12 protein-coding genes are annotated in these 12,548 nt (G+C 68.7%); 6 read left to right on the top strand and 6 right to left on the bottom strand.

The annotated features are described in order from the left end of the window. The first annotated feature begins 42 nt into the window (after positions 1 to 42). Entirely contained in the window at positions 43 to 366 is a 324-nt protein-coding gene (locus tag FHR20_RS13400) for an antibiotic biosynthesis monooxygenase family protein (RefSeq protein WP_086127737.1), read from the top strand. Next, entirely contained in the window at positions 363 to 1,649 is a 1,287-nt protein-coding gene (locus FHR20_RS13395; RefSeq protein WP_167300096.1) for an MFS transporter, read from the top strand. The genes FHR20_RS13400 and FHR20_RS13395 overlap by 4 nt, the downstream gene beginning before the upstream one ends. Positions 1,650 to 1,686: 37 nt before the next feature. Here the strand turns inward: FHR20_RS13395 and FHR20_RS13390 are convergent, their stop codons facing one another. Continuing rightward, positions 1,687 to 3,981 (bottom strand): CDC48 family AAA ATPase, encoded by a 2,295-nt coding sequence (locus tag FHR20_RS13390; RefSeq protein ID WP_167300095.1) that lies wholly within the window; start codon positions 3,979 to 3,981, stop codon positions 1,687 to 1,689. Positions 3,982 to 4,272: 291 nt separating this feature from the next. Here FHR20_RS13390 and FHR20_RS13385 point away from each other — a divergent pair, with 291 nt between their 5' ends. Further along, a complete protein-coding gene (locus tag FHR20_RS13385; protein WP_086127741.1) occupies positions 4,273 to 5,172 on the top strand; it encodes a LysR substrate-binding domain-containing protein in 900 nt (299 codons plus the stop codon). A gap of 44 nt (positions 5,173 to 5,216) precedes the next feature. On the opposite strand, the gene FHR20_RS13380 is transcribed toward FHR20_RS13385, so the two are convergent. Continuing rightward, a complete protein-coding gene (locus FHR20_RS13380; protein ID WP_208413657.1) occupies positions 5,217 to 5,648 on the bottom strand; it encodes a peptidylprolyl isomerase in 432 nt (143 codons plus the stop codon). 135 nt (positions 5,649 to 5,783) lie between these two features. On the opposite strand from FHR20_RS13380, the gene mgtE reads away from it, so the two are divergent. Together mgtE and FHR20_RS13370 are read left to right on the top strand one after the other, a co-directional pair. Further along, positions 5,784 to 7,187, top strand: a complete 1,404-nt coding sequence (gene mgtE / locus FHR20_RS13375; RefSeq protein ID WP_167300093.1) for a magnesium transporter — start codon at positions 5,784 to 5,786, stop codon at positions 7,185 to 7,187. Positions 7,188 to 7,218: 31 nt separating this feature from the next. Next, positions 7,219 to 7,617, top strand: coding sequence for a DUF1489 family protein (locus FHR20_RS13370; RefSeq protein ID WP_167300092.1), 399 nt, complete (start codon positions 7,219 to 7,221; stop codon positions 7,615 to 7,617). Between the two features lie 19 nt (positions 7,618 to 7,636). On the opposite strand, the gene msrA is transcribed toward FHR20_RS13370, so the two are convergent. The 3 genes from msrA to pabB are packed head-to-tail and all read right to left on the bottom strand — an operon-like array spanning position 7,637 to position 11,324. Next, positions 7,637 to 8,305: a peptide-methionine (S)-S-oxide reductase MsrA gene (gene msrA, locus FHR20_RS13365; RefSeq protein ID WP_167300091.1), complete on the bottom strand. Its 669-nt coding sequence runs from the start codon at positions 8,303 to 8,305 to the stop codon at positions 7,637 to 7,639. A gap of 26 nt (positions 8,306 to 8,331) precedes the next feature. Beyond that, positions 8,332 to 9,531 carry a pyridoxal phosphate-dependent aminotransferase gene (locus tag FHR20_RS13360; protein WP_167300090.1) on the bottom strand — a complete coding sequence of 400 codons (1,200 nt, stop codon included), beginning with the start codon at positions 9,529 to 9,531 and terminating at the stop codon, positions 8,332 to 8,334. A 35-nt stretch (positions 9,532 to 9,566) separates the two neighbouring features. Beyond that, positions 9,567 to 11,324: an aminodeoxychorismate synthase component I gene (pabB, locus tag FHR20_RS13355; protein WP_167300089.1), complete on the bottom strand. Its 1,758-nt coding sequence runs from the start codon at positions 11,322 to 11,324 to the stop codon at positions 9,567 to 9,569. A gap of 80 nt (positions 11,325 to 11,404) precedes the next feature. On the opposite strand from pabB, the gene FHR20_RS13350 reads away from it, so the two are divergent. After that, entirely contained in the window at positions 11,405 to 12,067 is a 663-nt protein-coding gene (locus tag FHR20_RS13350) for an MBL fold metallo-hydrolase (RefSeq protein WP_167300088.1), read from the top strand. On the opposite strand, the gene FHR20_RS13345 is transcribed toward FHR20_RS13350, so the two are convergent. After that, positions 12,064 to 12,492: an MAPEG family protein gene (locus FHR20_RS13345; RefSeq protein ID WP_167300087.1), complete on the bottom strand. Its 429-nt coding sequence runs from the start codon at positions 12,490 to 12,492 to the stop codon at positions 12,064 to 12,066. The two genes, FHR20_RS13350 and FHR20_RS13345, sit on opposite strands and share 4 nt — an antisense overlap. Positions 12,493 to 12,548 lie beyond the last annotated feature (56 nt).

Here is a 12,548-nt window from a genome sequence, read left to right as displayed (position 1 = left end):
ATGGGGTGACGAAGCGAAACAACGGGCCTAATCCCATCGCCCATGGCAGAGGATCGCACCGGGCAGACCGCCGTCCTGTTCATCTCCGCGCGCACGGGGGAAGACGCCGAGGGCTATGCGATAGCCGCCGCGGCGATGGACGCGCTCGCCGCCGAGCAGCCCGGCTATCGCGGCGTCGACCATGTCGGCGACGCGGACGGCCAGGCAATCACCATCAGCTATTGGGCCGACGAGGCCAGCGCGATCGCATGGCGCAAGCATCCCGAACATGCCGAGACGCGCGAGGCGGGGCGCGGACGCTGGTATGGCTGGTACATGCTCCACGTCGCCACGATCGGGCGGAGCTACAGCTGGGAGCGGAAATGAAGTTCCGGCGCTTCGACCGGACCTTCGCGCTGCTCTTCACCGTGATGCTGGCGATAGCGGCCGGCAATACCGCGCTGCAATCGGTGCTGCCTGCGCTCGGCCGCTCGCTGCATGCGCCGGACAGCGCCGTCGCCGCCGTCTTCTCGGTCTCCGCGCTGCTCTGGGTGGTCGCCGCGCCCATCTGGGCCAACCGGTCCGACCGGCATGGCCGGCGCGCGATGGTATTGGTGGGCGTGGGCGGCTTCACCGTGTCGCTGGGCCTGTGCGGGCTGTGCCTGGCCATGGGGATCAACGGCCTGCTCGGCCCGGTGGCCACCTTCATCGCCTTTGTCGCGGGGCGGGTGATCTACGGCGCCTTCGGATCGGCGGCGCCGCCGGCGGTGCAGGCGATCGTCGCCGGCCGCACCAGCCGCGAGGAGCGGACCGGCGCGCTCACCCTGCTCGCCTCGGCATTCGGACTGGGCACGATCCTGGGCCCGGCGATCGCCCCCTATCTGGTGATGGGGCGGCTCTGGCCGGAGGGGCCGATGATCGGGCTCGCCGGGCCGGCCTTCGCCGCCAGCGCGGTAGGCGTGGTGATCTGGATCGCCGCTGCGCGCGGGCTGCCCAAGGACGAGGGCGACGCCCATGGCGCCGCCACTTCCTATCCCTCGATCGGCGGGCAGGGGACCGGCGCCACGGTGACCGCCGCCACCGCCGCCGAGACCAGCGAGAACATCCGCTATTTCGATCCGCGCATCCGGCCCTGGATCGTCGCGGGGCTGATCATCGGCCATGCCCAGGCGATGACCGGCCAGGCGATCGGCTTCCTGATCATCGACCGGATGCATCTGCCCCCGACCGAGGCGCTGCAGCCGACCGGGCTGGTGCTGATGCTGGGCGCGGGCGCGTCGCTGCTCGCGCAATGGGGGCTGATCCCGATGCTCGACCTGCGCCCGCGCGCGCTGGTGCTGACGGGGGCGACGCTGGGAGCGCTTGGCTGCGTCGCGACGGGCACGGCGACGACGCTGTACGGCATCGCGCTGGGCTATGCGCTGATCGCGCTCGGCATGGGCTTTGCCCGGCCAGGCTTCACTGCCGGCGCCTCGCTGGGCGTGGGCCCGGAATCGCAGGGATCGGTGGCGGGCAAGGTGACCTCCGTGAACGGCGCGGCATTCGTGCTCGGGCCGTCGATCGGCGTGGGCCTGTACGAACTGTGGCGGCCGCTGCCCTATCTGACCGCGGCGGGATGGCTGGCATGCCTGCTGGTCTATGCCTGGGTGGCGACGCGACGAGCGGCATGACCCTGCTCCCCTCCCTGGAAGGGAGGGGAGCAGGAGGTCAATCCGCGCCCTTCGGCCCGTGCCCGCGCAGCATGCCGGGGGCAATGAAGCCGATCGGCTGGATCGCCGAGGCCTGCTGCTTCAGCCGGCCCGACATCGCCTGATACTCCTCCTCCATCTCAGGCGTGACCGTGGCGCGCGAATCGGCGAGCGCCTCGTCGAAATGCGCCATCGTCACTTCGCGCGTGTCGAGCGACTGGCGGAGCGCGATCAGGCCGGCCCGGCGAACCACGTCCTCCAGATCGGCGCCGGTATAGCGCTCGGTCTGCCCCGCGATCGATCGCAGGTCGACATCCGCGGCGAGCGGCATCTTCTCCGTCTGGATCTCCAGGATCCGCTCGCGCCCGGCAGCATCGGGCACGCCGACATAGACCAGCTCGTCGAACCGCCCCGGGCGGAGCAGCGCCGGGTCGATCAGGTTCGGCCGGTTGGTCGCACCGATCACCACCACCGATTGCAGCTCCTCGAGTCCGTCCATCTCGGAGAGGATCGTGTTGACCACGCGCTCGGTCGCCTGGGGTTCGCCCAGGCCGCCGCCGCGCGCGGGAACCAGCGAATCAAGCTCATCGATGAAGACCACGCAAGGCGCGACCTGGCGCGCGCGGGCGAACAGCCGGGCGATCTGCTGCTCGCTCTCGCCATACCATTTCGACAGCAGGTCGCTCGACTTGGTGGCGATGAAATTCGCCTCCGCCTCGCGTGCCACCGCCTTGGCGAGCAAGGTCTTGCCGGTGCCGGGCGGGCCATAGAGCAGGAAACCCTTGGCCGGGCGGATGCCGAGGCGGCGGAAGGCGTCGGGATCCTTGAGCGGCAGCTCCACGCCTTCCCTCAGCCGCATCTGCGCATCGTCGAGCCCGCCGACATCCTCCCAGCGGACGCGCGGCGCCTCGACCATCACTTCGCGCATCGCCGAGGGCTGGACGCGCTTCAGCGCCTCGAGGAAATCCTCGCGCGTGACCGACAGCGTATCGAGCACCTCGTGCGGAATCGTGCCTTCCGCCAGGTTGAGCTTGGGCATGATCCGGCGCACCGCCTCGATCGCCGCCTCGCGGGCGAGCGCGGAGAGGTCGGCGCCGACGAAACCATAGGTGGTGCGCGCCAGCTCGCCGAGATCGACCTTGTCGCCGAGCGGCATGCCGCGCGTGTGGATGCCCAGGATTTCGCGGCGGCCGCGCTCGTCGGGCACGCCGACGATGATCTCGCGGTCGAACCGGCCCGGCCTGCGCAGGGCTTCGTCGATCGCGTCGGGCCGGTTGGTCGCGGCGATGACCACGATGTTGGCGCGCGATTCGAGCCCGTCCATCAACGTGAGCAGCTGGGCGACCAGGCGCTTCTCCGCCTCGCCCGATACCTGGCCGCGCTTGGGGGCGATCGAATCGATCTCGTCGATGAAGACGATCGACGGGGCCGCCTTGGCCGCGTCCTCGAAGACCTGACGCAGCCGGCTCTCGGATTCGCCATAGGCCGAACCCATGATCTCCGGGCCGTTGATCAGGAAGAATTGCGCGTCCGATTCGTTCGCGACGGCACGGGCGAGGCGCGTCTTGCCGGTGCCGGGCGGGCCGTGCAGCAGCACGCCCTTGGGCGGATCGACGCCCAGACGCTGGAACAGCTCGGGATAGCGCAGCGGCAGCTCGACCATCTCGCGCAGCTGGTCGATCGTGCCGGCCATGCCGCCGATATCGTCATAAGTGACGTCGGCGCGCCGGCCATCGCCCGCGGCCTCCTCATATTCGGGGCGCAGCTCGACCTCGGTATTCTCGTCGATATGGACGATGCCCTTGGGGCTCGCGGCGACGACGGTGAGCCGGATCTCCTGCAGCGCATAGGCCGGTGCGCGGAGGAACTGGGCGACCTGGGGCGGGATGTCGGCACGCTGCTGGCCGGCGGTGGCGACGACATCGCCCTGAGCCAGCGGGCGCTGGAAGAAGACGCGCTTCAACGCCTCGCCGCTGCCCTGGAGGCGCAGATTCTGCTGGGCGGGCGCGAACACCACCCGCGTCGCCGGCTTGGACACGGCCTTGCGCACTTCGACGAAATCGCCGGAGCTGGCGCCCGCATTGGCACGCTGGAGCCCGTCGATGCGCAGGATCTCGAGGCCCTCGTCCTCGGCATAGGGCAGCACGGCGAGCGCAGGAGTGGCGCGCTTGCCGACGATCTCGATCACATCGCCTTCGGCAAGGCCGAGCCGCGCCATCAAGGCGCGCGGCAGATGCGCGAGGCCCCGGCCACTGTCCTCGGGCCGGGCATTGGCAACCTGCAGCCTGGCGGGCTGCCCTTCTTCGTCCGCCATCCTATCGTTCTCCCCAGGCGTGTGAGACGCGGAACGTGGGGGATCGACTGCACAAAAAAAAGGCCGATCACGAGGACCGGCCGGGAAAGTTTTAGGAGAGGATGCCTGAAAGGCACGTGCTTTGTGCAATGCGGTCGGTTTTTGTGCAAGTGCGAAAAGAAACATTAACGCGTGCACGGCTTGCAATCGCGCGTGTGTACAACGATAGTCGCGTTCGAGTGACGGATGTCATTGGCGGCACGCGAATCACACGCCAAGGATCGTGACGCAGCGCAACAAAATGAGAGCGAAATGCGACGACTACCCCCGCTTACGGCAATCGAGGCTTTCGTGCAGGTGGCGCGGCTCGGCTCGATCAAGGCCGCCGCGGAGGAACTGGCGCTCTCCTCGCCCGCGCTGAGCCGTCGCGTCCAGGCGCTCGAGCGCTTCATCGGCAAGCCGCTGTTCGAGCGCCGGCACCAGGCGCTGCGCCTCAACGACGATGGCGAGCGGCTGCTCGGCATGATCGCGCCGGCGCTCGACACCATGGCCGACGCGGTGGAGACGATGACCAGCGGCACCGAGCTGCTGCGCCTGCGCCTGGGCATCCTGCCGCTTTTCGCGACGCAGCGGCTGATGCCGCACATGGGCGACCTGAAGCGCGAGCATCCCGAGCTGCATCTCGACGTCGATACCGGCGCGCACGCCGTGGCGCGGCTCGGCGACGGGCTCGACGCCGCGATCGTGGTGGCGCGCGACATCGATCCGACGCTCTACGCCAAGCGGCTCGACCGGAACCGCGTCTATGTGATCGGCGCGCGCGCGCTGGTGGAAGGGCCCGATCCGATCACCCGGCCCGAGCAGCTTTCGAAGCTGACCGCCCTGGTGCACCGCGACATGGCGGACACGTTCACCGCCTGGCGCGCCGCGGCAGGGCTGTCGCACCTGGAGATCGAACCCGCGGCGATCGACCATTTCGATTCGGGCACCTTGATGCTCGAAGCGGCGGCGCAGGGGCTGGGTGTCGCCTTCATGCTCGAATCGCATTTCGAGGCGGCGCGCGACGACCGGCTCGTCCAGCTCTTCGACCTGACCGTGGACAGCGACTACAGCTACTGGTTCGTCTGCCGGCCGCGCGCGTTGACCACGCGGCCGGTGAAGCTGTTCCATGACTGGCTGATCGAAGTGCTCCACGCCGACCGGGTGGAATAGGCAAGGCTCGGCCCCTCCCCGAAAGAGGAGGGGCTGAAGGGAAATCAGGCCTCGGTGTGCGCCTTGACGATCTTGCCCGGATTGCGCGGCGGCTCGCCCTTGGGAAGCGCGTCGACATGCTCCATGCCTTCGGTCACCACGCCCCAGACGGTGTACTGGCCGTCGAGGAAAGTGGCATCGTCGAGACAGATGAAGAACTGCGAGTTGGCGCTGTTCGGGTCCATGGTGCGCGCCATCGAGCAGACGCCGCGGACATGCGGCTCGCGGCTGAACTCGGCTGGCAGGTTGGGCAGCTTCGAGCCGCTCGTGCCGGTGCCGGTGGGGTCGCCGCCCTGGGCCATGAAACCGTCGATCACGCGGTGGAAGATCACCCCGTCATAGAAGCCCTCATCGGCGAGAGTGGCGATGCGCTCGACATGCTGGGGGGCGAGATCGGGGCGCAGCTGAATGTGCACGTCGCCGGTATCGAGGGTCATGACGAGCTTGGTGGGTTCGGACACGAATGGACTCCTGAGAACGATTTGCGCCCTGCCTAGGCGGGCTTCCGGCGACTTGCAAATCGCGCCCGGCAATGGCAGCGGCGAAAGGGGGCCGACAAGGGAGGTCGAACCTTGAGCGAGACCGAACTTCAAATGGATAGCAGCGCGCCCGAGCCCCAGCTCGACGAGGACGACCGGCTGCGGCCCGAGTTCGTCCATGCGGTGCTCGATGCCGTCCATGCCGGCGATTCCGCCCGCGCGCACACGCTGGCCGAACCGCTTCATCCCGCCGACATCGCCGACCTGGTCGAGCTCGCGCCCACCGAGGAACGCGCGGCGCTCGTCGCCGCGATCGCCGACCTGATCGACGGCGACGTGCTTGCCGAAATGAACGACTGGGTGCGCGAGGCCCTGGTCGAATCGCTCACCGCCACCCAGGTGGCGGACATCGCCGCCGAACTCGATACCGACGACGCCGTCGCGATCATCGAGGACATGGATGTCGAGGACCAGCGCGAGGTGCTGCGCGCGCTCGACCCGGACGACCGCGCCGCGATCGAGGAAGCGCTCTCCTATCCCGAGGAGTCCGCCGGCCGCCTGATGCAGCGCGAGCTGATCGCGGTGCCCGAGCATTGGACCGTCGGCGACGTGCTCGACTATCTGCGCAAGAACGAGGATCTCACCACCGATTTCTGGGAGATCTTCGTGGTCGATCCGGCGCACAAGCCGGTCGGCACCTGCCAGCTTTCCTGGGTGCTGCGTACGCCGCGCGTCGTCTCGATGGGCGACGTGATGAAACGCGAGCAGACGCTGATCCCGGTCGACATGGACCAGGAGGAAGTGGCGCTGCGCTTCCAGAAATACGCGCTGATCTCGGCCGCGGTGATCGATCCCAGCGGCCGCCTGGTCGGCATGATCACGGTGGACGACGTGGTCCACATCATCTCCGAAGAGGCGGGCGAGGACATTCTCCGCCTGTCGGGCGCCGGCGAAGGCGACATCAACGAGCCGGTGGTCGACAGCTACAAGGGCCGCGTGCGCTGGCTGCTCACCAACCTGCTCACCGCGCTGGTGGCGGCGACGATCATCAGCCTGTTCGAAGGCACGATCCAGAAGATGGTCGCGCTGGCCGCGCTGATGCCGATCGTCGCCGGCGTGGGCGGCAATGCCGGCACCCAGACCATGGCGGTGACGGTGCGTGCGCTCGCCACCAACCAGCTCACCCAGTCCAACACGTTGCGCGCGATCCGGCGCGAGATCTCGATCGCGGTCCTCAACGGCCTGACCGTCGCCTGCGTGATCGGCACCGCGGTGGGGCTGTTCTTCCACCATGCCGCGCTGGGCGGCGTGATCGCGGCCGCCATGCTCACCAATATCGTGATCGCGGGACTGGCCGGCGTGATCGTGCCGCTCACGCTCGACCGGCTGAAGGCCGACCCCGCCGTCGCCAGCTCGATCTTCGTGACCATGACGACCGATTCGATGGGCTTCCTGGCCTTTCTCGGCCTCGCCACCGCCAGCGGCCTGGTCGGTTGATTGCGGCGCCCGCGCGCACCAGATTGATCGCGTGCCACTTCATCTGACCAAGGTCGCCTTTGGCTGCGACTCCGTAGACTATCTCGCCCAGCGCCTCGCCGCGCGCGGCGGTACCTGGGGCCTTGCCACCCGCTATCTCCCCAAGCGCCACGAGGAGATCGGCGGGGAGGGGTCGCTCTTCTGGATCCTCAAGCACCAGCTGGTCGGGCGCACGCCGATCGTCGGATTCGGCGAGGCCGAGGGCGGGCGCACCGCGATCCTGATGGAGCCGCGCCTGATCCTGGTCGCCGCGCGCCCCAAGCGCGCACATCAGGGCTGGCGCTATCTCGAGGCGAAGGACGCACCCCCCGATCTGGGCGAAGCCGGGGCGGGGCTGGACGAATTGCCGCCCGCGCTGATGGGCGAGCTGGCGGGGCTGGGGCTGATCTGACGCGAGCGCGGGACGGCTGCTAGTTCACCAGCAGCGGATAGGCGTTGCGGAACGCCGCGACCTTGGGCTTGTCCCACCGCACGATATAGGGATGGGTGGGGTTCCGCCAGAAGAAGTCCTGGTGATAGGCCTCGGCCGGATAGAAGCTGCCGGTCTCCAGCCTGGTCACGATCGGACGGGGAAAGGCCTTTGCCCGGGTCAGCTGCTCGATATAGGCGGCCGCCACCCGGCGCTGCTCCTCGTCCTGCGGGAAGATCGCGGAGCGATAGGAGGGGCCGCGGTCCGGGCCCTGGCGATTCAACTGCGTCGGATCGTGCGCCACCGAGAAATAGATGCGCAGCAGCGTGCCGTAGCTGACCTTCCGCGGATCATAGGCGATCCGCACCGCTTCGGCATGGCCGGTCTTTTCGGTCGAGACCTGGGCATAGGTGGCGGTGCCGGCGGTGCCGCCCGCATAGCCCGAGGTCACCGAATGCACGCCCTTCACCGACTGGAAGACGGCCTCCATCCCCCAGAAGCACCCGCCGGCGAGCACCGCGACCTGCTCGCCCTTGCTCGGCTTCACGTCGAGCGCGGGGACGGGAACGGGCACCGCGCGCTCGACCACCCCGGCGCCCGAAAGCGCGCCGGGCGCAAGGAACAGCGCGGCTCCGAGAAGCGCGGCAACGGAGAGCGACCATTTGAGCATGGCCGCAATGTCGGGCTTGTTCGCTCTCAGCGCAAGGCCGCGCAGGCTTCCTGGATCCGGCCGCACGCTTCGGTGAGCAAGGCTTCCGACGTCGCATAGCTGATCCGCAGCGCCGGCGAGAAACCGAACGCGCCGCCATGCACCGCGGCCACCCGCGCCTCGTCGAGCAGATAGCCGACCATTTCCTCGTCGGTGGCGATCACCTGGCCCTTGGGCGTGGTCTTGCCGATCAGCTGGCCGAACTCGGGATAGACGTAGAAGGCGCCTTCCGGACGCGGGCAGTGCATGCCGTTGATCTGGTTGAGCATCGACACGACGAGATCGCGGCGGCCCTGGAAGGCGGCGACGCGCTCCTTGAGGAAGCTCTGGTCGCCGTTCAGCGCCGCGACCGAGGCCGCCTGGCTGATGCTCGACGGGTTCGAAGTCGACTGCGACTGGAGCTTGCCCATCGCCTTGATCAGCCAGGCCGGGCCACCCGCATAGCCGATGCGCCAGCCGGTCATCGCATAGGCCTTGGACACGCCGTTGGCCGTGAGCGTGCGCTCGTAGAGCGCGGGGCAGACCTGGGCGATCGTGGCGAATTCGAAGCCATCGTACAGGATGTGCTCGTACATGTCGTCGGCATAGATCAGCACGTGCGGGTGCCGCTCGAGCACTTCGCCCAGCGCCTTGAGCTCGGCTGCGCTATAGGCGGCGCCGGTCGGGTTGGACGGCGAGTTCAGCACCACCCACTTGGTCTTCGCGGTGATCGCGGCCTCGAGCTGCGCGGGCTTGATCTTGTAGCCCTCGGAAGCGCCCGCCGCGATGAACACCGGCGTGCCGCCGGCGAACTCGACCACGTCGGGATAGCTGACCCAATAGGGCGCCGGGATCACCACTTCGTCGCCCGGGTCGATCGTCGCGCAGAAGGCGTTGAACAAGGTGTGCTTGCCGCCCGAATTCACGCTGATCTGGTTCTCGGCATAGGCGAGGCCGTTGTCGCGGCCGTACTTGGCGATGATCGCCTGCTTCAGCTCCGGCGTGCCGTCGACATTGGTGTATTTGGTCTTGCCGGCGCGGATCGCCTCGATCGCCGCTTCCTTGACGAAATCGGGCGTGTCGAAATCGGGCTCGCCGGCGCCCAGGCCGATCACGTCGATTCCCTGGCGCTTCAGCTCGAACACCCGGCTCGTCATCGCGAGGGTGGCGGAGGGCTGGATGCGATTGAGCGCGGCCGAGGTCTGCATGAAAGGCGCCTTTTCCGATAAGGGAGACGGCGCGCCTATAGGACCGGGCTCGCGGCCTCCGCAACCGTTACCGCTGAAACCAGTCCGCGTAGCGCATTGCCGATGTAGAAGCCGCCCGCCAGATCGGCCGGCGTCAGATCGCCTTCCACCGCGCGGCCGGTCTCGATCAGCTCGGCGCGCAGCACGCCGGGGAGCAGGCCGCGGGAACGGGGCGGCGTGACGAGCATGCCGTCGCGCTCGACGAAGATCGACGTGAAACTGCCTTCGGTCAGATGGCCATCCGCATCGGTGAACAGCACTTCCCAGGCGCCCGAAGCGCGGCGTGCTTCGTCATGGAAAGCCCGGCGGCTGGTCTTGTGCGCCAGGCGGAAGTCGTCCGGCGCGACTTTCCGGGGGGCGATCGCGACCGGTACCGGGCCGGCCGGCGCTTCGGGCAGGGGCGCGATGCCGATGGCGATGGCGCCCGAAGGCGCGAGCAGCAGGCGCACGCGCGCGGGCGCGCGCAGCCGGAAAGTGGCAGCCTGCAGTTCGTTGCGCGCCGCGTGGCGATCGAACTCGAAGCCGAACGTCCTGGCGCTTGCCTTCATCCGCACGAGATGCCGCTCGAGCAGGGGCAGGCCGGCGAGCGGATCGAAGCGCATCGTCTCGATCAGGTCGAACGGCACCTCGCCGGACGTGACGAAGGCGCCCTTGGCCAGGCACTCGTCCCATTCCTCGGCAGCGTTCGAATCGGCAACCACGCCCGATCCTAACCCGAGCAGCGCGCGATCCGCACCCGTTTCGATCGTCAGCGTGCGGATCGCGACGTTGAACAGGGCGGAGCCGTCCGGCTCGATCGCGCCGATCGCGCCGGTATAGACGCCGCGGGCATCCCGCTCGACTTCGGCGATCACTTCCATCGCCCGCAGCTTGGGCGCGCCGGTGACGGAGCCGCAGGGGAACAGGGCGGCAAGCGCATCGACCGCCGCGACGCCCGGTGCCGGCTCGGCAGTGACGGTCGAGACCATCTGGTGGACGGTGGGATAGCGCTCGACCGCGAACAGCGCCGGCACGCGCACCGTGCCCGGCCGCGCGATACGGGCAAGATCGTTGCGCATCAGGTCGACGATCATCAGATTCTCGGCGCGCTGCTTGGGATCGGCGGCGAGTTGCGCGGCGAGGGCATCGTCCTCGGCCGGAGTGGCGCCGCGGCGGGCGGTGCCCTTCATCGGCTTCACGGCGAGCCCGGTCCGGTCGAACGTGAAGAAGAGTTCGGGCGAGAAGGAGAGGATCCAGCGCTCCCCGGTGAAGATCAGGACACCATAGCCCGCGCGCGCGCGCGAACGCAGCAGCGCGTAGAGCGCCGCGGGATGCCCGGCAAAGGGCACCGCCGCACGGAAGGTGAGGTTCGCCTGATAGATGTCGCCGGCGCCTATATAGTCGGCGACGCGGGCAAACTGCCCCTGATAGTCGGCGCGGGTGATGGCCGGGACCGGTGCGCCGGCCCAGGCGCCGGCCGGATCCGGGAGCAGCGCGGCAGGATCCACCCGTACCCGCTCGGCGAATCTGCCGAACCACAGGCACGGGGCCGGCAGGTCTCGCGTCGCTGCCCGCGGCTCGAGGCCGGAGGCGGCCTCATAGTTCAGCACCCCGGCGACATGGCCCGCGCCATCGCGCAGCCCGTCCAGCGCAGCCGCCACGTCGCCGGGCGCAGCCGCCCGCACGATCTCCCGCACGCCATGATAGAGGCGCGCGCCCGCGCCGCCCGGACGGGCATCGTCGAGCAGCACGAAGGGAGTGTCGGGCAGGGTCATGCCGGCTCCCGCATGCAGCCCCGCGGCTGCCACGGCAAGCCCGTGTTGCCGCGGGGGGCGGCCACGCCTATCTCCGCGGCATGTCGAATCCCCCGATGCGCGCCGCGGTGATCCCGGTCACGCCGCTCCAGCAGAACTGCACGCTCCTGTGGTGCACCGAAACGATGCGCGGCGCATTCGTCGATCCGGGCGGCGACCTGGACAAGCTGCGCGCCGCCGCGAAGCAGCAGGGCGTGACCATCGAGAAGATCCTGGTGACGCACGGCCATATCGATCATTGCGGCGCCGCGGGCGAGTTCGCCAAGGAACTGGGCGTGCCGCTGGAAGGGCCGCACGAGGCGGACCGGTTCTGGATCGCCCGGCTCGACGAGGACGGGCGCACCTACGGCATCCGCGGTACCGTGTTCGAGCCCGATCGCTGGCTGGCGAATGGCGACCAGGTGACCGTCGGCAAGCTGACCCTCGACGTCTATCACTGCCCCGGCCACACGCCCGGCCATGTCGTGTTCCACCATCCCGAATCGCAATTCGCCTGTGTCGGCGACGTGCTGTTCCAGGGTTCGATCGGCCGCACCGATTTCCCGATGGGCAACCACCAGGACCTGATCGACGCGATCACCGGCCGGCTCTGGCCGCTCGGCGACGCGACGGTGTTCGTGCCGGGGCACGGGCCGCTCAGCAATTTCGGCCACGAGCGGAAGAGCAATCCCTTCGTGGCCGATTCGGTGCTGGCAAAGGCCTAGCTTCGCGGTCCGACCTTGAAGACCGTGGCCGGCGCCTCGCGATATTGGCTACCGATATAGATGCCATAGGCGGCGAGGCCGAGCATCGTCAGCATGGTCAGCGCAATGCCGATGCGGCGGCCCAGGCCCCAGCCGTCCATGCCGAAGGCGTGGAGGATGCGGCCGAGGATCAGCGCCGCGCCGGCCCCCCACAGCCAGATGCTCGTCCCCGTCGCCAGCTCGACCAGCGCGAGCAGCACGAGAATCAGCGGGACATATTCGACGAAGTTCAGTTGCGCGCGCATGCGGCGGACCAGCCGATCGTCGCCGCCATCGCCGACGAAGATCTTTTCGGACATGCGGAGCCGGGCGATTCGCAAGGCCAGCCAGAAATTGACCACGGCGGCGGCGCCGGCGGTGCAGAGCGTCACGGGAAGAATGAGCATATAGAAGAGTCCCCTCCAGAGGCTTCCTCCTACACTCCCTTGCTTCCCCTGCAAGA

The sequence above is a fragment of the Sphingomonas leidyi genome, assembly GCF_011761945.1.
Classification (GTDB): Bacteria; Pseudomonadota; Alphaproteobacteria; order Sphingomonadales; family Sphingomonadaceae; genus Sphingomonas; species Sphingomonas leidyi.
This window is presented reverse-complemented; position numbering and strand designations above follow the sequence as displayed.